The 24,161-nt window shown below is 64.6% G+C and carries 25 protein-coding genes; 13 read left to right on the top strand and 12 right to left on the bottom strand.

Features of this window, described 5'->3' with window-relative positions; all coding sequences use genetic code 11:
- Nucleotides 1-29 precede the first annotated feature (29 nt).
- The 11 genes from dapF to NCR93_RS00130 all read left to right on the top strand — a co-directional run bounded on the left by dapF (nucleotide 30) and on the right by NCR93_RS00130 (nucleotide 12,229).
- Nucleotides 30-911: a diaminopimelate epimerase gene (gene dapF / locus NCR93_RS00180; protein WP_250532111.1), complete on the top strand. Its 882-nt coding sequence runs from the start codon at nucleotides 30-32 to the stop codon at nucleotides 909-911.
- A gap of 15 nt (nucleotides 912-926) precedes the next feature.
- On the top strand, nucleotides 927-1,646 hold the full coding sequence (locus NCR93_RS00175) for a DUF484 family protein (RefSeq protein WP_008352358.1): 720 nt from the start codon (nucleotides 927-929) through the stop codon (nucleotides 1,644-1,646).
- A 2-nt stretch (nucleotides 1,647-1,648) separates the two neighbouring features.
- Nucleotides 1,649-2,575 (top strand): tyrosine recombinase XerC, encoded by a 927-nt coding sequence (gene xerC / locus NCR93_RS00170; RefSeq protein ID WP_239294365.1) that lies wholly within the window; start codon nucleotides 1,649-1,651, stop codon nucleotides 2,573-2,575.
- A 35-nt stretch (nucleotides 2,576-2,610) separates the two neighbouring features.
- Nucleotides 2,611-3,810 carry a class I SAM-dependent rRNA methyltransferase gene (locus tag NCR93_RS00165; protein ID WP_239294366.1) on the top strand — a complete coding sequence of 400 codons (1,200 nt, stop codon included), beginning with the start codon at nucleotides 2,611-2,613 and terminating at the stop codon, nucleotides 3,808-3,810.
- 110 nt (nucleotides 3,811-3,920) lie between these two features.
- Nucleotides 3,921-5,000 (top strand): CobW family GTP-binding protein, encoded by a 1,080-nt coding sequence (locus NCR93_RS00160; RefSeq protein WP_250457075.1) that lies wholly within the window; start codon nucleotides 3,921-3,923, stop codon nucleotides 4,998-5,000.
- A 568-nt stretch (nucleotides 5,001-5,568) separates the two neighbouring features.
- Nucleotides 5,569-5,985 carry an RNA polymerase-binding protein DksA gene (gene dksA, locus NCR93_RS00155; RefSeq protein WP_008352366.1) on the top strand — a complete coding sequence of 139 codons (417 nt, stop codon included), beginning with the start codon at nucleotides 5,569-5,571 and terminating at the stop codon, nucleotides 5,983-5,985.
- A gap of 357 nt (nucleotides 5,986-6,342) precedes the next feature.
- A complete protein-coding gene (gene hslV / locus NCR93_RS00150) occupies nucleotides 6,343-6,879 on the top strand; it encodes an ATP-dependent protease subunit HslV (protein ID WP_008352368.1) in 537 nt (178 codons plus the stop codon).
- A 12-nt stretch (nucleotides 6,880-6,891) separates the two neighbouring features.
- A complete protein-coding gene (gene hslU / locus NCR93_RS00145; protein WP_008352370.1) occupies nucleotides 6,892-8,244 on the top strand; it encodes an ATP-dependent protease ATPase subunit HslU in 1,353 nt (450 codons plus the stop codon).
- A gap of 335 nt (nucleotides 8,245-8,579) precedes the next feature.
- Entirely contained in the window at nucleotides 8,580-9,662 is a 1,083-nt protein-coding gene (gene ada, locus NCR93_RS00140; RefSeq protein ID WP_008352371.1) for a bifunctional DNA-binding transcriptional regulator/O6-methylguanine-DNA methyltransferase Ada, read from the top strand.
- 262 nt (nucleotides 9,663-9,924) lie between these two features.
- Nucleotides 9,925-11,544 carry a glutamate--cysteine ligase gene (gene gshA / locus NCR93_RS00135; protein ID WP_250532110.1) on the top strand — a complete coding sequence of 540 codons (1,620 nt, stop codon included), beginning with the start codon at nucleotides 9,925-9,927 and terminating at the stop codon, nucleotides 11,542-11,544.
- A 133-nt stretch (nucleotides 11,545-11,677) separates the two neighbouring features.
- Entirely contained in the window at nucleotides 11,678-12,229 is a 552-nt protein-coding gene (locus tag NCR93_RS00130) for a hypothetical protein (RefSeq protein ID WP_008352375.1), read from the top strand.
- A 1-nt stretch (nucleotide 12,230) separates the two neighbouring features.
- Here the strand turns inward: NCR93_RS00130 and NCR93_RS00125 are convergent, their stop codons facing one another.
- Together NCR93_RS00125 and NCR93_RS00120 are read right to left on the bottom strand one after the other, a co-directional pair.
- Complete coding sequence (locus tag NCR93_RS00125) at nucleotides 12,231-13,787, bottom strand: DHA2 family efflux MFS transporter permease subunit (RefSeq protein WP_284507422.1); 1,557 nt, start codon at nucleotides 13,785-13,787, stop codon at nucleotides 12,231-12,233.
- Nucleotides 13,788-13,906: 119 nt separating this feature from the next.
- A complete protein-coding gene (locus NCR93_RS00120; protein ID WP_008352379.1) occupies nucleotides 13,907-14,401 on the bottom strand; it encodes a MarR family winged helix-turn-helix transcriptional regulator in 495 nt (164 codons plus the stop codon).
- Between the two features lie 206 nt (nucleotides 14,402-14,607).
- Between NCR93_RS00120 and NCR93_RS00115 the strand changes: the two genes are divergently transcribed.
- On the top strand, nucleotides 14,608-14,883 hold the full coding sequence (locus tag NCR93_RS00115) for a hypothetical protein (protein WP_008352380.1): 276 nt from the start codon (nucleotides 14,608-14,610) through the stop codon (nucleotides 14,881-14,883).
- A gap of 186 nt (nucleotides 14,884-15,069) precedes the next feature.
- Complete coding sequence (locus NCR93_RS00110) at nucleotides 15,070-16,602, top strand: efflux transporter outer membrane subunit (protein ID WP_034472334.1); 1,533 nt, start codon at nucleotides 15,070-15,072, stop codon at nucleotides 16,600-16,602.
- On the opposite strand, the gene NCR93_RS00105 is transcribed toward NCR93_RS00110, so the two are convergent.
- The 10 genes from NCR93_RS00105 to gspF all read right to left on the bottom strand — a co-directional run bounded on the left by NCR93_RS00105 (nucleotide 16,603) and on the right by gspF (nucleotide 24,161).
- Nucleotides 16,603-17,382, bottom strand: coding sequence for a type II secretion system protein N (locus NCR93_RS00105; protein ID WP_008352383.1), 780 nt, complete (start codon nucleotides 17,380-17,382; stop codon nucleotides 16,603-16,605). It lies immediately after the preceding gene.
- The gene (locus tag NCR93_RS00100; protein ID WP_008352384.1) at nucleotides 17,379-17,882 is read right to left on the bottom strand and encodes a type II secretion system protein M; all 504 of its coding nucleotides are present in this window, start codon (nucleotides 17,880-17,882) and stop codon (nucleotides 17,379-17,381) included. The genes NCR93_RS00105 and NCR93_RS00100 overlap by 4 nt, the downstream gene beginning before the upstream one ends.
- Complete coding sequence (gspL, locus tag NCR93_RS00095; protein WP_008352385.1) at nucleotides 17,879-19,225, bottom strand: type II secretion system protein GspL; 1,347 nt, start codon at nucleotides 19,223-19,225, stop codon at nucleotides 17,879-17,881. The genes NCR93_RS00100 and gspL overlap by 4 nt, the downstream gene beginning before the upstream one ends.
- A gap of 36 nt (nucleotides 19,226-19,261) precedes the next feature.
- Nucleotides 19,262-20,383: a type II secretion system minor pseudopilin GspK gene (gene gspK, locus NCR93_RS00090; protein WP_250532109.1), complete on the bottom strand. Its 1,122-nt coding sequence runs from the start codon at nucleotides 20,381-20,383 to the stop codon at nucleotides 19,262-19,264.
- Nucleotides 20,380-21,054: a PulJ/GspJ family protein gene (locus NCR93_RS00085; protein WP_239294371.1), complete on the bottom strand. Its 675-nt coding sequence runs from the start codon at nucleotides 21,052-21,054 to the stop codon at nucleotides 20,380-20,382. The genes gspK and NCR93_RS00085 overlap by 4 nt, the downstream gene beginning before the upstream one ends.
- Entirely contained in the window at nucleotides 21,032-21,418 is a 387-nt protein-coding gene (gspI, locus tag NCR93_RS00080; protein ID WP_008352388.1) for a type II secretion system minor pseudopilin GspI, read from the bottom strand. The genes NCR93_RS00085 and gspI overlap by 23 nt, the downstream gene beginning before the upstream one ends.
- A complete protein-coding gene (locus tag NCR93_RS00075; RefSeq protein WP_008352389.1) occupies nucleotides 21,418-21,891 on the bottom strand; it encodes a GspH/FimT family pseudopilin in 474 nt (157 codons plus the stop codon). The genes gspI and NCR93_RS00075 overlap by 1 nt, the downstream gene beginning before the upstream one ends.
- Nucleotides 21,892-21,907: 16 nt before the next feature.
- A complete protein-coding gene (gene gspG / locus NCR93_RS00070; RefSeq protein WP_008352390.1) occupies nucleotides 21,908-22,378 on the bottom strand; it encodes a type II secretion system major pseudopilin GspG in 471 nt (156 codons plus the stop codon).
- 152 nt (nucleotides 22,379-22,530) lie between these two features.
- Nucleotides 22,531-22,944: a general secretion pathway protein GspC gene (locus tag NCR93_RS00065; RefSeq protein WP_175979674.1), complete on the bottom strand. Its 414-nt coding sequence runs from the start codon at nucleotides 22,942-22,944 to the stop codon at nucleotides 22,531-22,533.
- Entirely contained in the window at nucleotides 22,944-24,161 is a 1,218-nt protein-coding gene (gene gspF / locus NCR93_RS00060; protein ID WP_008352392.1) for a type II secretion system inner membrane protein GspF, read from the bottom strand. Before gspF ends, NCR93_RS00065 begins: the two co-directional genes overlap by 1 nt.

The following is a 24,161-nucleotide window of genomic DNA, read 5'->3' as shown; positions in this document are numbered from 1 at the left end:
GGCATCGCGGCTCACATACAATAGCGGCCATGAAACTGAAATTCACAAAAATGCAGGGCGCGGGCAATGACTTCGTCGTGCTCGACGGCTACACGCAGGCGCTCGATCTGTCCGCCGAACAGGTGCGCGCGCTCGCGAACCGTCATTTCGGCGTCGGCGCGGATCAGTTGCTGCTCGTGGAAAAGCCGACGATCGAAGGCGTCGACTTCAAGTACCGCATCTTCAATTGCGATGGCGGTGAAGTCGAGCATTGCGGCAACGGCGCGCGCTGCTTCGTGAAGTTCGTCCGCGACCGGCGTCTGACGGATGCATCGACGGTGCGCGTGCAGGTGCAAAACGGCGTCATCACGCTGACGATGCAGGAGAACGGCGAAGTCGTCGTCGATATGAGCACGCCGGTGTTCGATCCGCCGAAAGTGCCGTTCGACGCGCAAGGTCTCGAAGGCCGGAAGGAAGGCAACGACACGCTCTGGCCACTCGACGTGAACGGCTCGATCAACGACCGGCGCTGGATTTCCGTCGTGTCGATGGGCAATCCGCACGCGGTCCAGATCGTCGATGACGTCGAGGCGTATCCCGTTCTGACCGAAGGTCCGCTCGTCGAACGTCACGCGCGCTTTCCAAAGCGCGTCAATGCGGGCTTCATGGAGATCGTCGATCGGCATTCGGTGAAGCTGCGCGTCTACGAGCGCGGCGCGGGCGAAACGCTCGCGTGCGGCACGGGCGCGTGCGCGGCGGTGGCGTCCGGCATTCGCCGCGGCCGGCTCGATTCGCCCGTTCGCGTCGAGACGCACGGCGGCACGCTCACGATCAGCTGGGACGGCGCGAAGAACGAAACCGCCGCGCTCTTCATGGCCGGGCCCGCCGCAACGGTCTTCGAAGGCGAGATCGAGCTCGATCGCATCGTTTAACGCATACACGTCACCATGAATCCACGCGAAGTCGCCGACTATCTGCTCGACAACCCTGATTTCTTCGTCGAGCACGCGGAACTGCTCGGCACCATCCGGCTTTCGAATCCGCACGGCAAAGCGGCCGTGTCGCTGCAGGAACGCCAGATGGAAATGCTGCGCGACAAGAACAAGCAGCTCGAACGGCGTCTCGCCGAATTGCTGCGCTACGGCCACGAAAACGACAGCATCTCGACCAAGTTCAATCGCTGGACCGTGCGCGTAATCTCGCAGCGCGATCCGTACGCGCTGCCCGCGACCATCAGCAAGGGGCTGTGCGAAATCTTCGACGTGCCGCACGCCGCGCTGCGCGTGTGGGATATCGACGAAGCTTATCGCCAAGCCGATTTCGCCCGTCAGGTCGGCGAGGAAGTACGCCTTTTCACGACCGGTCTCGCCGCGCCGTACTGCGGCGTGAATACCGGCTTCGCCGCCGCGCAGTGGCTGGGCGCGGCGAACTCGGCATCGGCGACGGTCGCGCCGAGCGACGGCCCGTCCGACATCGACCGCAAGATCGAATCCGTGTCGCTCATCGCGCTGCGCGATCCGCAAGCCGGCCCGGATGCGCCGAGCTTCGGCCTGCTCGTCATGGGCTCGCCCGATCCGCGCCGCTTCCACGACGGCATGGCGACGGATTTCCTCACGCAGATCGGCGCGCTCGCGAGCGCCGCGCTGTCCCGCCTGCTGCCGCATTGACGATGAACGCCGCCGCCGACGTGATCGCCGACTATCTCGCGATGCTCGAGCATCAGCGGCATCTTTCCGAGCACACGCTGCGCGGCTATACGCACGAGTTGAGCGAGCTGCGCGCGCTCGCCAAGGATCGTCCACTGGAATCGCTCACATCCGCCGATATTCGCGGCGCGGTCGTGCGCGCGCACGCGAGCGGATTATCGTCGCGTTCGATCGCGCATCGGCTGTCTGCATGGCGCGCGTTCTATCGATGGCTCGCCGAGCGCGTCGAGATGCCCGCGAATCCGGTCGCGACGGTGCGCGCGCCCAAGCGCGAAAAGACGCTGCCGAAGGCGCTTTCCGTCGATGACGCCGCGAGGCTGATGGACGCGCCGCAAGCCGATACGACCGAAGCGCTGCGCGATCACGCGATACTCGAACTGTTCTACTCGTCGGGTCTGCGGCTCGCGGAACTGGTCGGGCTGGACGTTCGCCACGTCGACACTGCCGAACACCGGTCCGAAGGCTGGATCGATCTGGAAGGCGCCGAAGTCACGGTGCTCGGCAAAGGTAAGCGGATGCGCAAAGTGCCGGTCGGCAGCAAGGCGGTCGAAGCGCTGCGCGCATGGCTCGCCGTGCGCGACGAGTTCGTCAAGCTCGAACCGCACGCGCTCTTTCTCTCGGTGCGCGGCAACCGCATGTCGCCCGGCGTGGTGCGCGAACGCGTGAAGCGGCTCGCGCTGCTCGCGGGCATTCCGTCGAATGTGCATCCGCACGTGCTGCGGCATTCGTTCGCCACGCACGTCCTGCAATCGAGCGGCGACCTGCGCGCGGTGCAGGAACTGCTCGGGCATGCAAGCATCACGGCCACGCAGATTTATACATCGCTCGATTTTCAGCACCTCGCCCGCGTCTACGATGCGGCGCACCCGCGCGCGAAGAAGCGCGATTAACTCCGCGAGCGCCCTGCGCGCCGCCTCGGCTTGCAATGGACACCATCACGCTCAAACCGGCGAAGGACAAGTCGCTCGTCCGCCGCCATCCGTGGATTTATGCGAACGCCATCGCGCGCATCGACGGCAATCCCGCGCCGGGCGCGACGGTCGTCATTCGCGCAGCCGACGGACGCTTTCTCGCGCGCGCGTCGTACAGCCCGCAATCGCAGATTCGCGCGCGCGTCTGGACGTTCGATGAAAGCGAGCCCATCGATCACGCGTTCTTCAAGCGCCGCGTGCAGCGCGCGGTCGCGCATCGGCGCACGATGGTCAAGGACACCGGCGCGACGCGCCTCATATTCGGCGAAGCGGACGGCTTGCCGGGCCTGATCGTCGATTACTACGTCGCGGATACCGGCGATCACGCACAGCTCGTCTGCCAGTTCATGGCGACGGGCGTCGAGTCATGGAAAGCCGCGATCGTGCAGGCGCTCGTCGATGCGACCGGTTGCGCGAACGTCTACGAGCGCTCGGACGTGTCGATCCGCCAGAAGGAAGGTCTCGAACAGACGACCGGCGTGCTCGCGGGCGACGCGCCTCCGGCGACGCTCATCGCGAACGAATGCGGCGTGCGCTATCACGTCGACGTGCGCAACGGCCACAAGACGGGCTTTTACGTCGATCAGCGCGACAACCGCGTGCTCGTTGCGCAGAACGCGCAAGGCCGCGAAGTGCTCAACTGCTTCTGCTACACGGGCGGATTCTCGCTGGCCGCGCTGAAAGGCGGGGCGACGCGCGTGGTCTCCGTCGATTCATCGGGCGAAGCGCTCGCGCTCGCGCGGGAGAACGTGAAGGCCAACGGCTTCGACGCGGAGAAAGCCGAATGGCTAGACGCCGATGCGTTCAAGACGCTGCGCCGTCTCTACGACGAAGGCCGGCGCTTCGACCTGATCGTGCTCGATCCGCCGAAGTTCGCGCCGTCGAAGGAAACCGTCGATCGCGCCGCGCGCGCGTACAAGGACATCAATCTGAGCGGCTTCAAGTTGCTGCGTCCAGGCGGCCTGCTTTTCACGTACTCATGTTCCGGCGCGATCGATGCCGACTTGTTCCAGAAGATCGTCGCGAGCGCGGCGGCCGACGCGCGCGTCGATGCGCGCATCCTCAAGCGGCTCGGCGCGGGCGTGGATCATCCGTTGCTGACGGCGTTTCCGGAAGGCGAGTATCTGAAAGGGCTGCTGTTGCAAATCGCTTGATCGGCCTCAGTTAAGGGCGATTCGCGAGCGAAGGGCGCACGAAGCGTCGGCTCCGCAAATATGTTCCAATATTCGATTCCGCGCGTTCCCCGAACTTAAAAGGCGACACCATGATTCCCGTAACCATCCTGACCGGCTTTTTGGGCAGCGGCAAAACCACGCTGCTCAAGCGCATCCTGAACGAGAAGCACGGCATGAAGATCGCCGTGATCGAGAACGAGTTCGGCGAAGAGAACATCGACAACGAGATCCTCGTGCAGGAGACGAACGAGCAGATCATCCAGATGAGCAACGGCTGCATCTGCTGCACGATCCGCGGCGACCTCGCGCGCGCGCTCGAAGACCTCGCGAACCGCAAGAAGGCGGGCACGCTCGATTTCGACCGCGTCGTGATCGAAACCACCGGCCTCGCGAATCCGGGTCCGGTCGCGCAGACGTTCTTCATGGACAACACCGTCGCCGACGAATTCCTGCTCGACGCGATCATCACGCTCGTCGACGCGAAGCACGCGAATGCGCAGCTCGACCAGCACGAAGTGGTGCAGCGTCAGGTCGGCTTCGCGGATCGCCTGTTCATCACGAAATCCGATCTCGTTTCCGCCGACGAACTCGAAGCGCTGAAGCATCGCCTGCTGCACATGAACCCGCGCGCGGCGATCAAGGTCGTGAATTTCGGCGACGCAGACATCAAGGAAATTTTCGATCTGCGCGGCTTCAATCTGAACTCGAAGCTCGAGATCGATCCGGATTTCCTCGCGGAAGACGATCACGATCATGACCACGCGCATGACCATGATCACGATCACGATCACGATCATTCGACCTGCGGTCACGACCACAGCCACGATCACGAGCACGGGCATCACCATCATCATCACGCGCATCACGACGACAAGATCAAGTCGTTCGTGTATCGCAGCGACAAGCCGTTCGATCCGAACCGCCTCGAAGACTTCCTCGGCGGCATTCTGCAGATTTATGGCGAGCGCCTGTTGCGCTACAAGGGCGTGCTCTATATGAAGGGCGTCGATCGCAAGGTCGTGTTCCAGGGCGTGCATCAGATGATGGGCAGCGATCTCGCCGGCAAGTGGATGCCGATCGAGAAGAAGAACAGCAAGATGGTGTTCATCGGCATCGAACTGCCGAAGGATCTGATCACCGACGGCCTCGACGCCTGCCTGGTGAAGTAATCCGGCATGCATCTCGCTTGGATTGCCGCGAATCACGCGGGGCGACAAAACGGGCACTGACACAGAACGCCGCCGCGAAGGGCTCGCGCGCGGCGTTTTTCATGTCCGACTTTCGGTGCGCGTATGTAGTCGCGCCCACCAAGCGTCATCGCTTTTTGCGCGTTCAGGCGTTATATTTTTGAAATTCCGGCGCAAATCGACAGGGTTTTCCGTAGGTTTAGTTGGAATTTGCGGTTCAGTTACAATACAGCCCCACTGGAGAAGGGCAGTTCCGCTGAATGCGCGTCTTCGAGGCGCTCGGCCAGCGGATCTTGGGAGAAGGGATGTCCCGTCGGGACGATGCCTCGATTTGCCGGGGGAAGGCAAATCAAGTCAAAGCACCGGGGCCGGAAATCCGGGGCCATGCGAATGCGCCCGGTCTTCCGGAGCATCATCCAATATCGGTTTCCAGAGGAGTTCGGCCCCGCATCGACGTGTCGCGTAGCCCCTAGCGTACGGATGCGCTGAATGCGGGTAACGCAAGTGCGGGCGTTGCGAAGACATCGCCCTACATTGAAGAAGCAAGCTGATGACAACGAAACTCTTGACCGAAGCCGAAATCCTGAAGATGAGCGAGAAGGACTACATGAACGAGGATCAACTCGCCTTCTTCAAGAACCGGCTCGAACAGTTGCAAGCGGACATTCTGAAGAATGCCGGCCAGACGACCGAGAACCTGCGGGAAACGGTGATCGTGCCGGACCCGGCGGACCGCGCGACCATCGAGGAAGAACACGCACTGGAACTGCGCACGCGCGATCGCGAACGCAAGCTTCTGAAGAAGGTGCAGCAGTCGCTCGCGCGCATCGAGTCCGGCGATTACGGCTGGTGCGAAGAGACCGGCGAGCCGATCGGCATTCCGCGCCTGCTCGCGCGTCCGACCGCCACGCTGTCGCTCGAAGCGCAGGAACGCCGCGAACTGCGTCAGAAGCTGTTCGGCGACTGAAATCGCTGTCGGCAGGCGAGCGTCGCGGGACCGCCCGCAACGGGGAAGACGCCGCCGCAAAAAAGTTGTGCAGAAGCAGTCGCATCGGCAAAAAGGCATCCAACGAAGGGATGCCTTTTTTGCTTTGTGCCCGGTAAAAACGGCGAGCGCCGATACCGTACGCCTTGATAAATCCGGCGTCGCCCTAAAATGAATCCGACGCGCGCCGCAAAAGCTTCATCGCGGCAAGCGCGAGCGCGGCGCCGTCCGCCTCGGGCCTCACGCCCGACGGAACCCCGCGCCGTGCACTCCATCGAATTCTCGACTGCGCGGCGGACTTTCATCGCCACGCATCGTCTGTTTATCCAAGGAACGCACATGGAACAATTTCACGGCACGACCATCGTCTCCGTGCGCCGCGACGGCAAGGTCGCGCTGGGCGGCGATGGTCAGGTGACGCTCGGCAATATCGTCATGAAAGGGGGCGCGAAGAAAGTGCGCCGCATCTATGGCGGCAAGGTGCTGGTCGGCTTCGCCGGCGGCACGGCCGACGCGTTCTCGCTGCTCGACCGCTTCGAAGCCAAACTCGAGAAGCATCAGGGCAATCTGACGCGCGCCGCCGTCGAACTGGCGAAAGACTGGCGCACCGATCGCATGCTGCGACGCCTCGAAGCCATGCTCATCACCGCCGACAAGGACAACACGCTCGTCATCACCGGCAACGGCGACGTGCTCGATCCGGAGCACGGCATCGCGGCGATCGGCTCGGGCGGCGCCTATGCGCAGGCTGCGGCGCAGGCGCTCATTGAGAACACCGATCTCTCGCCGCGCGACATCGTCGAGAAGGCGCTGACCATCGCCGGCGACATGTGCATCTACACCAACCACAATCGCGTCATCGAGACGATCGAATAAAGGACTTTTGCGATGACCACCATGACTCCCTCCGAAATCGTCTCCGAACTCGACAAGCACATCATCGGCCAGGGGCGCGCGAAGAAGGCGGTTGCCGTCGCGCTGCGCAACCGCTGGCGCCGTCAGCAGGTCGCCGAGCCGCTGCGTCAGGAGATCACGCCGAAGAACATTCTGATGATCGGGCCGACGGGCGTCGGCAAAACCGAAATCGCGCGGCGTCTCGCCAAGCTCGCGGACGCGCCGTTCATCAAGATCGAAGCGACCAAGTTCACCGAAGTGGGCTACGTGGGCCGCGACGTGGACAGCATCGTGCGCGATCTGATCGAGATTTCCGTGAAGCAGACGCGCGAATCCGAGATGAAGAAAGTCCGCACGAAGGCCGAAGATCGCGCGGAAGACCGCATCCTCGACATTCTTCTGCCGACGGCGCGGCCGGTCGGATTCGGCGCCACGAACGCGATCGAGTCGTCGGGCAGCGAAGGCGGCGACAACGCCACGCGTCAGACCTTCCGCAAGCGCCTGCGCGAAGGCGCGCTCGACGACAAGGAAATCGAGCTCGATGTGGAAATGCCGCAAGTCGGCATGGACATCATGGGGCCGCCGGGCATGGAAGACATGACCGAACAGATTCGCTCGATGTTCGCGAACATCGGCGGCGGCAAGAAGACGCGCCGCAAGGTGAAGGTCAAGGAAGCGCTCAAGCTGCTGACCGACGAAGAAGCCAGCAAGATGCTCAACGACGAAGAGGTCAAGAGCAAGGCGGTGCAGAACGTCGAGCAGAACGGCATCGTGTTTCTCGATGAGATCGACAAGATCGCGTCGCGCAGCGAGACGGGCGGCGCCGAAGTCTCGCGCGCGGGCGTGCAGCGCGACCTGCTGCCGCTCGTCGAAGGCACGACCATCAACACGAAGTACGGGATGATCAAGACCGATCACATCCTGTTCATCGCGAGCGGCGCGTTTCATCTCGCCAAACCGAGCGATCTGATTCCCGAACTGCAGGGGCGCTTTCCGATTCGCGTCGAGCTGGATTCGCTGTCCGTCGGCGATTTCGAATCGATCCTGAATTCGACCGATGCGAGTCTCGTCAAGCAGTACAAGGCGCTGCTGGCGACCGAAGGCGTCGAGCTCGACTTTGCGGAAGACGGCATCCGGCGTCTCGCGGAAATCGCGTTTTCGGTGAATGAGAAGACCGAGAATATCGGCGCGCGGCGGCTTTATACGGTGATCGAGAAGCTGCTCGAAGAAGTGTCGTTCGCGGCGGGCAATCATGCCGGCAAGCCTGTGCGAATCGACGCGCCGTATGTGGAACGCGCGCTCGGCGATGTGGCGCAAGACGAGGATTTGTCGCGCTACGTGCTGTAACGGCGGCGGAATCGTCTACTAGAAACCGGGCCACGCGCCCGGTTTTTTTCGCGCTGACGTTTCGAACACGCAAAAACCACGGACGAAAAAAAGCCCGCCTTAGTGGGCGGGCTGAATCCATATCAGGAGGAGACATGGAGGAGACAGTTCCAATCATACACAGCCACTTGATGCGACGCAATAGAAATTTCGGTAAAAACCCCTATGGCGTCCCTTTGTGGTATCTGAGCGTCACTTTTCGGATTTCGCGGACCGATGACAGAGCAAGAATCGGCGCGTAACCTCAGTTGGGCGGCTCTACAGTGGTCACGTACCCAAGAGCCATCGAGGTCGTCATGAAAACCGTCACGAACCCTGTTTTTTCCTCCGATGAAAGCCGCTGGCAAGCCGTCGTCGATCGCGACGAGCGCGCCGACGGTGCCTTCTTCTTCGCCGTTCGCACGACCGGCGTGTTTTGCCGACCGTCGTGCGCGTCGCGTGCGCCGCGTCGCGAGAACGTCGAATTCTTTCCGACGACCGACTCCGCCGAACAAGCCGGATACCGCGCGTGCAAGCGCTGCCAGCCGACGAGCCTGCCGCGCGAACTCGCGATCGTCGAGCGCGCATGCAAGGTGCTCGACGCCGATCCGCAGCAACGCATGACGCTCGCGCAATTGAGCGACGCCGTGCATGTCAGCCCGTTTCACCTGCAGCGCCTGTTTTCGCGAATCGTCGGCATTTCGCCGCGTCAGTATCAGGCGGCGCAGCGTGCCGGCGTGCTGCGCGATGCGTTGCAGCGCGGCCGCGACGTCACACGCGCGACGCACGACGCCGGTTTCGGCTCGCCGTCGCGCATGTACGAGGCCGTGCCCGCGGAACTCGGCATGACGCCGTCCGCGTATAAGCGTCAGGGCGCTGGGCTGACCGTGCGTTACGCGACCGCCGCGACGCCGCTGGGTGCCGTGCTCATCGCCGCGACCGACAAGGGCGTCTGCAAGATCGCATTCGGCGACGACGCGCCCACGCTCGTCGATCAGCTCGCCGCCGATTTCGCGCAGGCCGAACGCGTCGAGGATGCCGCGAAACTGGAGCCGTTCATCGCGCAGATTCGCGCGTATCTGCAAGGCACGCGCGAGCGCTTCGATTTGCCGCTCGACATCGGCGCGACCGCATTTCAACGGCGCGTATGGGACGCGTTGCGGCGCATCCCGTATGGGCAGACGCGCAGTTACACCGAGATCGCCGAATCGCTCGGCGCGCCGCGCGCGGTGCGGGCGGTGGCGAATGCGTGCGCGTCGAATCCGGTGGCGCTCGCGATTCCGTGTCATCGCGTCATCGGCAAGGATGGCGCGATCGCCGGCTATCGCTGGGGCACGCCGCGCAAGGAAACGCTGCTCGAAACCGAACGCGCGCGCAACGAAACCAACAAGGTTGCATGAAGCAGGCGCGCTCGCCGTCGACATGACGCGCGAGCGCTTCGATGTCCTCGCGAGCCGCTCCAAGCGGCTCCAAAGCGCACCGCCGCGTATTCCGCGGATCTCCCGCGAATCTCCCGCGAATCTCCCGCGAATCTCCCGAAAAACCCGCAATCCCTTGCCTGATATGGGCCCAAGCACGCCTTACACCGAGATGTTAAAGTGCCCGCTACCCTAAAAATACGACCGCGCGCACACGCGCTCGCGCTCCTCGCAGAACGCTTCAATGGCAAACAAGAATCCCGCTCACACCAAGGCCGGCGCTTTCGAGCGCAGGCTTGCCGCGCTCGCGTCCGGTCCGCATGCCGACGCGTTGCGCCAAGGCTTGCGCGGCATCGAAAAAGAAAGCTTGCGCGTGACGCCGCAGGGCAAGCTGGCGATGACGCCGCATCCGCGCTCGTTCGGCTCCGCGCTGACGCATCCGCTCATCACGACCGATTACTCCGAGGCGCTCGTCGAGCTCATCACGCCCGCCGAATCGGATGTGGCGATCACGCTCGATCGCCTCGACGCGCTGCATCGCTTCGCGTACGCGCACATGGGCGACGAGTTGCTGTGGAACAATTCGATGCCCAACTCGCTGCCGCCCGAGGACGAGATTCCGTTCGGCTATTACGGCACGTCGAACATCGGCATGTTGAAGACGGTGTACCGGCGCGGCCTCGCGCTGCGCTACGGCCGCACGATGCAATGCATCGCGGGCATCCACTACAACTATTCGCTCGATGAAAACGTATGGCGCGCCTGGCAGGCGCTCGATGCGACGAGCACGCTGTCCGCGAAAGACTTTCAGTCCGAGCGCTACTTCGCGCTGATCCGCAATTTCCGCCGCACGAGCTGGCTCCTGATGTATCTGTTCGGCGCGTCGCCGGCGCTGAACAAGCGCTTCGTCGCCGGCAAGAAGCATCATCTGGAAACGTTCGATGCCGCCACGTTCTATCTGCCGCACGCGACCAGCCTGCGCATGAGCGATCTCGGATACACCAACAATCCCGCGCAGGCCGATCTGCTGCCGAGCTACGACAATCTCGACGCGTATCTCGACGTGCTCGCCAAAGCCGTGAGCCAGCCGTATGCGCCGTATGAAGCCATCGGCACGCAGCGCGACGGCGAATGGGTGCAGATCAACACGAACGTGCTGCAGATCGAAAACGAGTTCTACTCGACGATCCGCCCGAAGCGCGTCACGCATTCGGGCGAACGTCCGCTGCATGCGCTGGCCGAGCGCGGCGTGCAGTACATCGAAGTGCGCTGCCTCGACATCGATCCGTTCGTGCCGACGGGCGTCTCGCTCGAAACCGCGCGCTTTCTCGATGCGTATCTGCTCTATTGCGCACTGGAAGACAGCCCGCTGTTGCCGCCCGGCGCGAGCATCGAAGCCAACGCGAATTTCATGACGGTGTCGAAGGAAGGGCGCAAGCCGGGTCTCGCGCTGCAACGCGACGGCGCAAGCGTGCCGATGCAGCAATGGGCCGAAGAACTCTTCGATGCAATCGAACCGGTCGCGAAGACGCTCGACACGCTAAACGGCAACGGCGATCACACGCGCGCGCTGGAAGCGCTGCGGCCGCGCATCGCCGATGCGTCGCTCACGCCGTCCGCGCGCGTGCTGCAAACGATGCGCGACAAGCAGCAAACCTTCGACGAGTTCGCGCTCGATCTCAGCGCGCGTCACGCGGAAGATTTTCGTGCGCGTCCGCTTTCCGTCGCAGAAGAGCGCGTGATGAACGAGCTTGCGGCAAAATCGCTTGTGGAACAGGCGGTCGTCGAAAGCAGCGACACCGAAACGTTCGACGCCTTCGTTGCGGCGTATCAGGTCTACAAGCTGAACCCCGCGAACGCGTGAGGCGATTTTTCCGCTGCGGTGTCAGCACGCGGCGGCAATTGTTTCCGGCTTATGCAACAGAGGGAAACGCGTCATCACATCATCCGATTTGAGGGGTCAAAATATGGCCGACTTTTCGACGATCGGGGGAGTAATGAAGAAGAAGTACTTCGCCGCCGCCGCGCTTGGGGCTGCATGGCTCGCCCTTTTTAGCGGCTGCGCCGTGCAGGACCAGGTCAGCAGCACGACGATGGAGCAAGCCACGCAACCGCTCACCTGCATGAGCAAGCCGGAATGCGACGCGTGGTGGGCGCGCGCCCAGGTCTGGGTGACGAACCATTCCGAATACAAGCTGCAGACCGTCACCGATTCGATCATCCAGACGGCGGGGCCGTCGAGCGGCAAGCGCGCGCTCGCGTATCAGATCACCAAGACGCCGACCAACGAAGGCACCGCGACGATCGGTTTCGCCGCGCATTGCGATAATCCGCTCGGCTGCCAGCCGAATCCGTGGCAGGCGGGCGCGGATTTCAAGCAGTTCATCAAGAATGGCCCCGGACTGCGCAAGACCGAAACGCCGCAAGCCACGCAGACCCCGCCTGCACCCGCGCCGAGCGGCGTGCAGGTCAGCCCGCTGGATCAGCCGGTCCCGCTCAATCTGGAGAACCAGCCGGGGCAGTCGGTCACGCCGCTCACGCCTCAGTAGTTCAGTGTCCCATCGAGGCTGACGCGCCCTTCTTCGGCCGCGTCAGCCAGACCATCGCGGCCAGCACGAGAAACGCATAGAACGAAATGCGGAAGAAGTCGTTGGTCGACATCATGTACGCCTGCGCCGACACCACGCGATCCAGTTGCGCGGTCAGCGCCTGTCCCGACAAGCCGAGTCCCGACAGCAGGTCCGAATACGCGTTCGTGCCCGCCGAATAAGGCGTGACCGATTCGGTCAGACGCGCGTGATGGCGGATCATGTCGTTTTCCCAGAACGTCGTGCTGACCGCCGTGCCGATCGCGCCCGACAGCGTGCGCAGGAAGTTCGACAGGCCCGCGGCGCCCGCGAGCCGTTCGTCGGAGACGCTGGAGAGCGTGATCGTCGTCATCGGCACGAAGAAGCACGCGACGCCGATGCCCTGAATCAAGCGCGGATAGATGATCTGGTCGAACGGCGTATCGAGCGTGAAGGTCGAGTTCCAGTGCGACACGAACGCGAACGTGAGGAACGCAAAGCTCGCGACCACGCGCAAATTCAGCCGATGCATGTTCTGCCCGATGATCGGCGACAGCACCAGCGCGAGAATCCCGACCGGCGCGGTGGCGAGACCCGCGAGCCACGGCGTGTAGCCGAGCACGGTCTGCAACCACAACGGCAACACGACGACCGAGCCGAAGAACGCGAGAAAGCCGAGCGACGTGATGAGCACGCCCATCGCAAAGTTGCGGTCGCGAAAGAGCGAAAGGTCGATCACCGGTTCCTTCTCGGTCAACTCCCACGCGAACATGAACGCGAGCGAGACCGCCGACACGATCGCCAGCGTCACGATGAAGTTCGAGTTGAACCAGTCGTGATCCTTGCCGAGGTCGAGCATCATCTGCAGGCTCGCGACGCCGATCACGAGCAGCGCCAATCCGACACCGTCGATGCGCTGCTGCGTCGTCTTCGTCTCGTGGCCGCGCAGCAGGAAGTACGCGATCGCCGCCGAGAACACGCCGATCGGCACGTTGATATAGAAGATCCACGGCCAGGTGTAGTTGTCGGTGATATAGCCGCCCATCACCGGGCCGAAGATCGGCGCGACGATCACGGTCATCGCCCAGAGACCGAGCGCGAGGCCGCGCTTTTCGGGCGGATAGCTGCGCATGAGGATGGTTTGCGACAGCGGGACCATCGGGCCGGAGACGAGGCCTTGCAGCAGCCGGAACGCGATCAGCGATTCGAAGTTGTGAGCCAGCCCGCACAGCGCCGACGCGATCGAAAACAGCAGCACGGAAATCGTGAAGAGCTTCACCTCGCCGACGCGCCGCGCGAGCCAGCCGGTCAACGGCACCGCAATCGCCGAAGCGACCGAGTACGACGAAATGACCCACGTGCCTTCGCTCGTCGCGACGCCGAGGCTGCCCGAAATGGTCGGCACGGCGACGTTCGCAATCGACGTGTCGAGCACTTCCATGAAGGTGCCGAGCGCGAGGCCCATCGTCAAAAGGGCGAGGATGCCGCCCGTGAGCGGCGCGGGCGGCGTGGCGGGCGTGCCCGCAGTGGATGTGGACATCGAAGGTTTCTCCGGCGCGCGGCGCTCGAAATGCGCATCGCACGCAAACTTTTTCTTGTCGCGGCATTCTCTGCTCAGACAGTGAAATCGGCGCAGAAATGCAGATTAATTCCGATGAATCAGGGCAAGTCGTCGTCGAGCATGCATGGCGCGCAGTCGCCCATCGGCGTATTGCCGACGATGCGCGCGAGCATCGCGATCAGCAGATCCAGCTCGGCGCGGGTAAAGCCGTGCAACTGCTCGTTGAGCACGGCCGCGCCTATCACCGGCAAACGCGCCGCCGCGTCACGTCCGCGCTCCGTCAGACTGAGTTCGACGATTCGCCGGTCCACTTCGCTACGCGCGCGGCTGACGAAACCCTTCTTCTCGAGCCGGTCGAGCATGCGCGTCATCGAGCCGCTGTCGTACGACAGCTCGCGCGACAGTTCCAGCGGCGTGCGCGCCCGCCCCGACGCGAGCAGCAGAATCACGCCGATCTGCGGCGACGTGAGTTCGAGCGGCTTCAACGCCTGATCCGTTCGCATGACGAGCACGTTGCGCGCCTTCGCGAGGTAGTAGCCGAGGCTCGTTTCGAGCTGGATCGTCGCGGGATCGTAAAGCGGTTCGCCGTTCATGCGACATCGGTCAAACCGCGGGTGCAAAGGTGTGACACTGCGCCGCGTCTCCTAAAGGCAACAATTGCGAAAAGCAATCAGCAGTATCTTGAAAATTAGTTGCACAGTCAATATTATTCTATGCAACGAGTTACGCGCTTCATGCGCCGCCCGAGACCATGTTCTGACCGCCCGCCGTCGCTCGCCGACGCCCGAAGGACCTTTCGATGACCCGCTTTGTCCGTACCGCCCGCCGACGCTTCGGCCCCATCAGCAGCAAGATCGCCGACGCCTCCCGTCACTTCGTCCCGCCGAAGCTGAGTTCGTGGAAACTCGCGTTGTATCTGATCGTGTTCCTGCTGCCGGGCGGATCGTTCGTCGTCTTGGGCATGGGATGGTTCGAGAACCGGCAGCGTCGCAAGGCGGCGGCCGCGCCCGCGAAAGCGCCGGCGCGACCGTTGCTCTCGGCGCCCTGCTCGCCGTGTCCCGGTAGTGGACGATAATCGTCACCGTAACGCGTCGTAACCGATTCCACCCGCTGCGTAACACCCGCCTTACGGCGAACCCGTTACGCTAACGTCTGCCTGACGCGCGCGCCGCACGAGCGCCCGTCGCGTTCCGTTACCATTTCGGCTTGCCGCGTCCGTCATATCGAACGGCGCGGCGCCGACAGGAATTCCGACAAGCAGATGCCGTATCGCCCCGCCTTTCCCGCTTCCGCCGCCGCGCGCCTGACCACGACGGCGCTCGCCGCCATGCTCGCGATGTTCATCGCCGGCTGTGCTGTCGGGCCCGATTATCAGCGCCCGACGACGGCGGTCCCGGCCAGCTACAAGGAAGCGCCCGAGGGCTGGAAAGTCGCCCAGCCCGCCGACCAGGCCGATCGCGGCGCATGGTGGAGCATCTATCGCGACGAGCGCCTCGACGATCTCGAAGCGCGCCTGAATCAATCGAACCAGACCATCGCGCAATACGCGGCCGCGTATCGTCAGGCACGCGCGCTCGTCGGCGAGGCGCGCGCGGCGTATTTCCCGACGATCGGCGCATCGGCTTCGGCGGCGCGTTCGGGAACGGGCGCGGGCAACCGGTCGACCAGCAGCTCCAGCCTCGGGCAGACGGGTGCCGTCACCAACCAGTTCAGCCTTGCGCTCGACGCATCGTGGGAACCGGATCTGTGGGGCAGCGTGTCGCGCACGGTCTCCGCGCAAAAGGCCGGCCAGGAAGGCGCCGCCGCCGATCTCGCCAACGCGCGGCTGTCCGCGCAGGCCACGCTCGCGCAAACCTATTTCCAGTTGCGCTCGCTCGACGCGCAGCAAAGGCTCCTCGACGACACCGTCGCGGCCTACGAGCAATCGCTCAAGCTCACGCAGAATCAGTACGCGCAGGGCATCGTCGCGCGTTCGGACGTGATTCAGGCGCAGACGCAGTTGCAGTCGGCGCAGGCATCGGCCATCGATAACGGCGTCGCGCGCGCGCAGTACGAACATGCGATCGCGGTGCTCGTCGGCGAGGCCGCTTCCACGTTTTCGATTCCGCCGATTCCGCTCGACGCCACGCCGCCGACCGTTCCCGTGCAGATGCCATCCGCGATTCTCGAGCGCCGGCCCGACATCGCGTCGGCGGAACGCAAGGCCGCGGCGGCGAACGAGCAGATCGGCATCGAAATGGCCGCGTACTTCCCGACGCTCACGCTCTCCGCGCAAGGCGGCTTCGAAAGCTCGGTGCTGTCGCAATTGCTGCGCGCGCCGTCGCGCTTCTGGACGCTCGGGCCGGACATCGCCGCGACCATTTTCGACGGCGGCCTGCGCTCCGCACGCACCGAAGCCGCGCGCGCGACTTACGACCAGAACGTCGCGACGTATCGGCAGACGGTGCTGACCGCGTTCCAGGACGTCGAAGACAATCTCGCGTCGCTGCGCATTCTGGAGAAGGAAATCGTCGTGCAGCAGCAGGCCGTGGAATCGGCGCAGCAGGCGCTCGCGATCATCAACAATCAGTACAAGGCGGGAACGGTCGCGTTCATCAGCGTGCTGACCGCGCAGACGACCGCATTCACCGCGCAGCAGAAGCTCGCGAACATCGCGGGACAGCGGATGGTGTCGTCGGTCGGACTGGTGAAGGCGCTCGGCGGCGGCTGGGATGTCGGGCAGATGGATCGCGAAACGGGCGCGGTTCAAGCGCCCGCGCCCGCGTCGAGTCCGGCGCAAACCGCCAGCCGCTGATTAACGCATGAAGGTCAGGGCGACCGTGTCCGGATCGGTGTGACGGCCGAGCAGGTTGAGCAGACCCGCGAGGTTTTCCCGCTGATCCGGCGCGGCCGTCGCCGTGCCTTGGAACGACGTCGATTCCGGTGAGATCGCGCCGTTGCCGGTGAGCATCAGCGGACCTTTGCTCGTCGAAAGATCGATGGTCGCGGACGCGCCCTGCGCCTGCAACGCGACGCGATACGAACCGAGCGGCTTCACGCGCGAGACGCGCGAAGCCATGTCATCGAGCGTGACGACCACTTGCCCGTACGCATTGCGGTTCAGCAGGCGGAACTCCGTCCACGAGAGCCGCACGCTGCCGTCGAAATCGAGCGTATTGAACGGCGCGCCGAGGCCCGAGAGCAACGTCGCGGGCACGGCGATCTGGCCGGCGGTGATGACCGCGCCGCGCGTGGTGGCGTCGACGATCACGGCATCGGGCATCGCTTCGGTCTGACGCATGGTCATGTGAACGCGGCCGGTGAAGAGCGGCAGAAACGCCGTCGTCCATTCGATGCGCCCCGGCAAGAGCGTCGCGCCCGCGCCGTCGCTGCCCGCGGCGAGCATCAGCGTGGCCGAGCCGCTCCACAGCGAGCCCGCCGGATCGACCAGATTCACATGGCCGCCCGTTGCCTTCGAGAACTGCGGCACGATCCACGCGGCGGGCATCATCGCGAGCAGCGTGCCGGCGACCGAAATCACGATCACGAAAAGCGCCGGCAACGCGAGCCGGATTCGTCGCGTCCAGTAACTCATTTCGTGCCGGCCGGTTGCAGCGATGCCGTCAGATCGACCTGGCCATCCGGCTTCAGCGCCGTGACGTGCGCCTCCGAGACCTGCACCTTGAACTGCTTGCGGGCGTCGTCGAGCCACGCCGTCCAGTTCGGAAACGACGCGTTCTTCAACTGAATCTGCACCGCCGCGCCGATCACCTGAACCTGCGTCGGCTGCATGCCGTTGTCGGCGAGCGACTTCGCGAGCGCATCGCGCAACGCGGCGCCGGTCGGCATCACGCCTTCGGCGGCGGGCGCGAGCGAGCGCGCGTCGTTGGCCTGCGCGGTCATCGTCGCGAGCTGGCGCTGCATCGTCGGCAGCGATTCGCGCAGCCGCGCGCGGCCTTCATAGGCGGGCGCCCACAGCACGAGATAGACGAGCGCGAGCCCGACCGCGATGCCGCCCCACATGAGAATGGTCTTCTCGCGCGGCGTGCGCGCTTCCCAGAATTCCGACAGGGAACGTCCGATTTCCGCTTTCATTGGCCGCTCCTGATCGTCCATTTGCCTGTGTTCGTATCGATCGATCCGTTCAGGCCGTTCGCGGCGAGGCGCTTCGAAAGATCGGGATCGACCTTCGTCTCCGGCTTGAAGGTCACTTCCAGCCGACGCTCGCGATAATCGAGCCCCGCGACGCCGTTCACCGGCACGGGACCGAGCGAGCGCGCGAGGCCGTCGGCGAGCGACAGGAAATCCGACGGCGACAGCTCGCCCGATGCCACGCGCAGACGATCGAGATTGCGCGTCATCTGGTCGGGCGCATCGAGCACGGTCGTCGTCTTCGGGAAGGCGTTGAGCAGGAGCTCGGTTTCCTGCGCGCTGATCGCGTCGCGCTGACGCGCAAGCTGCAGCCATTGCACGTTGATGCCGATGATCGACACGACCACCGACGCCGCCACGAGCGCGATCGGCACGCGCAGACGCCGCATCGTCGCGCGGTCGAGCCGCCACGGTTGCGCGGCGAATTCGAACTGGCACAGGTCGAAGCGGCACGCGAGCGCGTTGCGCGCGAGCGCCTCGAACGTGATCGGATGCGCGCCGGCGATGGCCGCCGCAGCATTGCGCGAACCGGACAAGCGCGGTTCGTCGCCGGGCAGATCGGCGAGCGAATAAAGCGTCACGGGTTGATCGCCGGCGAGCGCGGCGAGCGTTGCCTCGATCGAATCGGCGGGCAGCGCGAGTCCTTCGCCGAGCGCCGCGCGTTCGCCGCGCGCAATCGCCACCTCGATGCGCGGCGCGCCGAGCGCGGCGGGCGAGGGCGCGGCCATTTCGCCGATCAGCGCGGGCGCGGTCGACACGACATGACCGAGCAGCCCCGCGATAAACGGCTGCGGCGGCGCTTCGATCTCTTCGGCTTCGCCGGTTTCATCGAATGGCACGGCGGCCGGAACCGGCAGGCAGCGCATCGCGGGCACGGCCTTCAGATTGCGATGCCCCGCGCCCGAAAACGCACCGACCACGAAGCGGAACCAGCCGCGATCGATCACGCCGACGACGCGCTTGCCATCGGCGAGGGCGACCGGATCGACGGCGATGTGGCACGTCTGCGGATCCTGGATCAGCTGATCCTCGACGACGTTCGGCAGCGCCTGCCGCAAGCGCGGCCCCTTGAGTGGCGGCACGGCAGCGGCGAGCAGAAGCGTGTCGCGCGCAGCGACGATCAGCACGGTCGCACTCGCGCGCGGCAACAGCCCGATCGCCGCGCGGCCGATGCGTTGCGGCTCGCCGCGCTTGTCGAGCAGCAGAAACGGCAGATCCGGCAGATGCCACTCTTCCGAGCGCACCGCGGGATCGCGCGGCGGTAACAAAACGATCAGTGTGCTCAAAGGCCACTTCCTCTCATCAATAACAGCGCATCGGTTCTACAGCGAATCACGCGTGTAGACGATGCGCGTCGTATGCGTCGTCGGATCGCGATACACGAGCGTCGTGCGCTCCAGTTGCGCGCGCTCGTGTTCGACGCGCCCGTGGATCACGAAATACTTCGTCGTGACGTCCATCTCGTTCGAATCGATCGAGACCGTCTTGACGCCCGCGCCGGTCAGCGCGAGTTGCACGTTGCCGATGTCGTGAAAGAACACCGTCTCGCGGCGCGCGACGAACGCTTGTCCCTGCGACAGATTCATGCCCGGGATCAGCGCGGCGATCACTTCGGCGGGCGCGGTGTTCATGTTCACTGCGGTCGTCGTCGGCAGCACGGTGACGAACGGCCTCAGCTTCGCGACCGCTTCCGCGGAAAAACCCGGCACGTCGAGCAGCGAATCGACGGTGATCATCTGCAAGGGCGCGACCGGCGCGTTGCTGTCCGCGTCCTTCAGGCCGGGATCGTCGGTGAAATTGCCGCCGCCGGCCGCGCCGCCGCCCTGCGCGATCGCCGCGAGCGTCGTCGATTCGTTGTTCTGGCCGCTCGCCGTGGTCGCGCTGTTGCCCGTTTGCGCCTGGAAGCGCGTTGCGGAGCGCGCGAGGCCGGCGCGCATCTGCAGCGCGACCGTCTTCGCGAGCGAACCGTTGATGCCGAGCATCGTCAGCAGCCGCTGAAACGCCTGAATCTGCGCGACGTTGATCGTCAGCACGCCGGGCGTCGGCGTCGACACCAGATTGCGCAGGTTGAATTTCGCCTGCGCGTCCTCGATCGAGCCGGACAGATACGTCGACGCGCCTTGCTGCGCGCGCACTTCGCCGATCTGCCCGAGAAAATCCGACAGCTTCGTCCGCGCGATCGGCACGCCCCACACGCCGCCGAGATACGTGACCGTCGGCGAAGTATCGGCTTCCGAGCGCAGGATGAGACGCGTCCAGTCGAGCGCGCTGCGCGAAATCCATTGCGCCTGCGCGAGCAGCCGCTGATTCTCGATGCGCCGAATCTGCACCTGCTGACGCCACAGCATGCCCGAGACGAGAATCGCCGTGAGCGATACGACGAGGAGCGCGCTGATGATCGCGACGCCGCGCTGCTTCTTCCGGTTCGGAGCGCGCATGTTCATTCTCCGACCAGAAAGACGCGCGTGATCGGCGTCGCCAGCGTGCGCGCGCCGACCGCGACCTGAACGCCCGACACGGCGCGCGCCAGCGGCGCGTTGCCCAGTTGCGGCACCTTCAGGTTGTTGTCGTTCTGGTTGATCTGCGCGAACACGTCGCCCATGCGCGTCGTCCAGCCTTTTTCCGGAATGTAGACGCGCGTCGCGAGCGACGCCACGCCGCCCATCAGCGGAATCGATGTCCAGCCGTCGCCCGAATCGCCCGACTGCAACGCGCGCCGCACTTCGCCGACATTCGACAGCGGCGGCGATGCATAGCGCACGATCCGCCCGTTCGACAGCCTGTAGCGCACCACTTGCAGACGCGGCGCCGTACCGGGCGCGAAGACGCCGCGCACGATCTGCAGCGAGCCATTGCCGATCTGCACGGCGGGCTGGCCGGCTTCGTCGTCGGTTGCGGCCTGGCGCGCGTCGATACGCATCTGGTCGAACAATTGCGCGACGATGCGCTCGTCCTGCATCGCGTTCTCGATGGTCGCACGGCCGCGAATCACCGAATCGAGCCCGCGCCACGACAGCACCGCGAGCACCGCGAGAATCGCGATGGCGATCAGCATTTCCAGCAGCGTGAAACCGCGCTGACTGGTGCGGCGGTCAGAGCGAGCGGTTCGTTTCATTCGCCACCACCGTGACCATTTGCGCCAGATAGCCGGAGCGGCCCGGCGTCGTGACCAGCATCTCGACGCGCCGGAAAATCGGATTGGGCGTCTGGCTCACGCGCTGCGTGCACGAGAGTTTCAGATTGCCCTGCGAGCAGTCGAACGTGCGCGAGCCGATCGCCGGAAACTGATGCGAGAGCCTGAGCTGCGCGAGTTCGTTGTCCGCGCTCCAGCCCGCGAGCAGCCGCCGATGCAGCTCCGCTTCGCCCGTCGCGAGCGAGCCGACCGCGCGCACCGAGGCGGCGAGCGCCACCGCGATGATCGCCAGCGCGACGAGCACTTCGATCATCGTGAAGCCGCGTTGATGACGACGCTGGCGCATCACTGCACCTGATAGCGGCCGTTGCCGCTGCCGACGATCGTCACGCGGCCTACCGCCGAGAACAAGGTGATTTCCATGGGCGAGTCGATGGCCTCCGTGCCGAACACGAGCCGGCCCGCCGTTTTGTCCGAATCGAGGAACTGGATGGATACGCCGGTCACGCCGCCTTCCCAGCGCCGCTGACGCAGGAGTTCGTCGCGCAACGGACGCCAGCCGTCCTCGGTGCGGATGTCGAAGCGATACCCGCCGTCGATGGGCTGCCACGCGATCGGCCGCGCGCGCACCTGCGCTTCGTCGCCCGCCGATTCGAACAGCAGCGCGAGACGCTGCGCTTCTTCCTTCAGATCGGTGCGCGGGTTGCGGGTGAGTTGCAGCGACGCGAGCGACACGAGCAGGCCCGCGATCACCAGCACGACGAGCATTTCGAGCAGCGTGAAGCCTGCCTGACGCCGCGCCGCCGAATGCCCGTTCACGATTCAAGCCGCCGATTTACTGCCAGGAGCCGACGTCGGCATCGTTGCCTTCGCCGCCGGCCTTGTTGTCCGCGCCGTAGCTGAACACGTCGACTTCGCCGTGCACGCCCGGATTCAGATATTGATACTGGCCGCCCCACGGATCGGCCGGCAGGCGCTCGAGATAGCCGCCGTCTTTCCAGTTGTTCGGCACCGGCTCGGTCGTCGGCTTTTCGATCAGCGCGCGCAGGCCTTGCTCTTGCGTCGGATAACGGCCGTTATCGAGGCGATACAGCTTCATCGCCTGCATGATGGTGCCGATGTCCTGCTTCGCGGCGACGCGGCGCGCCTCGTCCGGGCGGCTCATGATCTTCGGCACGATCAGCGCGGCGAGAATGCCGAGAATCGCGATCACGACCATGATTTCGATCAGCGTGAAGCCGCGCTGGCGGCGTCCTTGCGCCTGAGCTTGTTGAATTCGCATGCGGCGTTGGGTCCACAATTGCATGACTGCTACCTCTTGAATTGAAAATATTGTTTCCGGGTCTTGCCCGGTGATTACAAAAATCGCGCGGCTTTCCGCCTTGCCGAAGCCGCCGGTCATTCTATCGATCCGCTTTCGTCGCGTGATTCGGCCGCAAGCGAGGCATCGCGTCGCGTTCAGCGCACCCAGATCGTCGGGCCGGGCGGATTCTGCGGCAGGAAAATCTCCGACTTGACGCCGTTGCGCTCGATGATGATCGAGCGCGCGCGCACTTCCGAAAGCTTCACGCCTTGCGTGAGCGGACCGCCCAGCGACACGGCTTTCGCCGCCTCGCCGCCGTAACTCACGATGGCCGCCGCGCCGCCCTGCAGCGCGAGAATGCCGAACAGATGCACGTCCGAATTGGCCTGACGCTCCAGCCGTCCGCCGAAAATGGTCGCAGCCTGCTCGACCGACGGCTGGCGCGTCGCCGCCGCGGCGGGCAGCGGCGCGGTTTGCCGCGAAGTCAGCGTGACGACCCAATACGTCACCGTCACGCAAAAGAGCGCGAGCGCGGCGAGCGTCAGTAAGCGAGTTTGAAGGGCGTTCATCACTGCACCAGATTATTCAGTTCGATGATCGGCAGCATCACCGCGAGCACGATCACGAGCACGACGCCGCCCATCGCAAGGATAAGCAGCGGTTCGAGCAGGCTCGTGAGGAACATCGTGCGGCGTTCGAGTTCGCGCGCTTCGCCTTCGGAAGCGCGGTCGAGCATCGTGGTGACGTCGCCGGTCGCTTCGCCCGAGCGGATCAGGTGAACCAGCACCGGCGGAAACGTCTTCGTGTTGCCGAGCGCGCGCGACAGCGACGAGCCTTCGCGCACGCGCACGATGGCGTCGTCGACGTTCTCGCGCATCGCCGTGTTGCTGAGCGTTTCGCCCGCGGCCTGCAGCGCGCGCAGGATCGGCACGCCGGCGGCGGTGAGGATCGCGAGCGTGCTGGCGAAGCGCACGGTGTTGTAGCCGCGCACCAGCTTGCCGATGAGCGGCGCGCCCAGCAGCCAGCGGTCGAACGACATGCGCGGCCCGGGCCGCGCGAGAATCGTCTTCACGAGCCACGCGAAAATCACGACGCCGATCAGCACCGCCCACCAGTAACTTCGGACGAAGGCGGAGAGCGCCATCATCATGACGGTCAGGAAGGGCAGCGCCTGCTTCGTGCTCGCGAACACGTTCACGACCTGCGGCACGACGTAACTCAGCAGGAACGTGACGATGCCGAACGCAATGATCGTCACGATGCCCGGATACGTGAACGCCAGAATGATCTTCTGCTTCAGCGCATTACGCTGTTCGATGTAGTCCGCGAGACGCGACAGCACGAGGCCGAGCTTGCCGGTATGCTCGCCCGCCGCGACGAGCGCGCGGTAAATCTCCGGAAAGTCCTTCGGATGCTGCGCGAGCGCGTTGGCGAACGAATGGCCGCCGAGCACTTCGGCGCGGATCGCGGCCATCAGTTCGCGGATGTAATCGCGCTCGGATTGCTCGGTCAGCACCGCGAGCGTCTCGCCGAGCGGCAAGCCCGCGATCAGAAGACTCGCGAGCTGACGCGTGAGAATCGCCTGTTCGCGCTGCGACAGCCGCCGCCCGAGCGACAGGCGCTGCTGGCGCTCGCCGCGCGTGCGCGAGCCCGCCGCCTCGACGACGAGCGGTGTCAGCCCTTGCGTGCGCAACTGGCTGCGCGCGGCGCGGGCGCTGTCGGCGTCGAGCACGCCTTTTTGCGTCTTGCCCGCGTGATCGATCGCCTCGAAACGGAATGCCGGCAT

It is taken from the genome of Caballeronia sp. ATUFL_F1_KS39 (genome assembly GCF_023630985.1).
GTDB lineage: Bacteria > Pseudomonadota > Gammaproteobacteria > Burkholderiales > Burkholderiaceae > Caballeronia > Caballeronia zhejiangensis.
This window is presented reverse-complemented; position numbering and strand designations above follow the sequence as displayed.

What these genes read in the sequence shown, in the direction of transcription:
- NCR93_RS00125 (WP_284507422.1), bottom strand. Translation starts at nt 13,787, where the DNA reads ATGTCCACATCCACTGCGGGCACGCCCGCCACGCCGCCCGCGCCGCTC.
- dapF (WP_250532111.1), top strand. Translation starts at nt 30, where the DNA reads ATGAAACTGAAATTCACAAAAATGCAGGGCGCGGGCAATGACTTCGTC.
- NCR93_RS00100 (WP_008352384.1), bottom strand. Translation starts at nt 17,882, where the DNA reads ATGAAAGCGGAAATCGGACGTTCCCTGTCGGAATTCTGGGAAGCGCGC.
- NCR93_RS00120 (WP_008352379.1), bottom strand. Translation starts at nt 14,401, where the DNA reads ATGAACGGCGAACCGCTTTACGATCCCGCGACGATCCAGCTCGAAACG.
- NCR93_RS00130 (WP_008352375.1), top strand. Translation starts at nt 11,678, where the DNA reads ATGAAGAAGAAGTACTTCGCCGCCGCCGCGCTTGGGGCTGCATGGCTC.
- gspI (WP_008352388.1), bottom strand. Translation starts at nt 21,418, where the DNA reads ATGCGCCAGCGTCGTCATCAACGCGGCTTCACGATGATCGAAGTGCTC.
- gshA (WP_250532110.1), top strand. Translation starts at nt 9,925, where the DNA reads ATGGCAAACAAGAATCCCGCTCACACCAAGGCCGGCGCTTTCGAGCGC.
- NCR93_RS00160 (WP_250457075.1), top strand. Translation starts at nt 3,921, where the DNA reads ATGATTCCCGTAACCATCCTGACCGGCTTTTTGGGCAGCGGCAAAACC.
- xerC (WP_239294365.1), top strand. Translation starts at nt 1,649, where the DNA reads ATGAACGCCGCCGCCGACGTGATCGCCGACTATCTCGCGATGCTCGAG.
- NCR93_RS00175 (WP_008352358.1), top strand. Translation starts at nt 927, where the DNA reads ATGAATCCACGCGAAGTCGCCGACTATCTGCTCGACAACCCTGATTTC.
- dksA (WP_008352366.1), top strand. Translation starts at nt 5,569, where the DNA reads ATGACAACGAAACTCTTGACCGAAGCCGAAATCCTGAAGATGAGCGAG.
- hslU (WP_008352370.1), top strand. Translation starts at nt 6,892, where the DNA reads ATGACCACCATGACTCCCTCCGAAATCGTCTCCGAACTCGACAAGCAC.
- ada (WP_008352371.1), top strand. Translation starts at nt 8,580, where the DNA reads ATGAAAACCGTCACGAACCCTGTTTTTTCCTCCGATGAAAGCCGCTGG.
- NCR93_RS00085 (WP_239294371.1), bottom strand. Translation starts at nt 21,054, where the DNA reads ATGAAACGAACCGCTCGCTCTGACCGCCGCACCAGTCAGCGCGGTTTC.
- gspG (WP_008352390.1), bottom strand. Translation starts at nt 22,378, where the DNA reads ATGCAATTGTGGACCCAACGCCGCATGCGAATTCAACAAGCTCAGGCG.
- gspF (WP_008352392.1), bottom strand. Translation starts at nt 24,161, where the DNA reads ATGCCGGCATTCCGTTTCGAGGCGATCGATCACGCGGGCAAGACGCAA.
- NCR93_RS00165 (WP_239294366.1), top strand. Translation starts at nt 2,611, where the DNA reads ATGGACACCATCACGCTCAAACCGGCGAAGGACAAGTCGCTCGTCCGC.
- NCR93_RS00115 (WP_008352380.1), top strand. Translation starts at nt 14,608, where the DNA reads ATGACCCGCTTTGTCCGTACCGCCCGCCGACGCTTCGGCCCCATCAGC.
- hslV (WP_008352368.1), top strand. Translation starts at nt 6,343, where the DNA reads ATGGAACAATTTCACGGCACGACCATCGTCTCCGTGCGCCGCGACGGC.
- NCR93_RS00105 (WP_008352383.1), bottom strand. Translation starts at nt 17,382, where the DNA reads ATGAGTTACTGGACGCGACGAATCCGGCTCGCGTTGCCGGCGCTTTTC.
- gspK (WP_250532109.1), bottom strand. Translation starts at nt 20,383, where the DNA reads ATGAACATGCGCGCTCCGAACCGGAAGAAGCAGCGCGGCGTCGCGATC.
- NCR93_RS00065 (WP_175979674.1), bottom strand. Translation starts at nt 22,944, where the DNA reads ATGAACGCCCTTCAAACTCGCTTACTGACGCTCGCCGCGCTCGCGCTC.
- NCR93_RS00110 (WP_034472334.1), top strand. Translation starts at nt 15,070, where the DNA reads ATGCCGTATCGCCCCGCCTTTCCCGCTTCCGCCGCCGCGCGCCTGACC.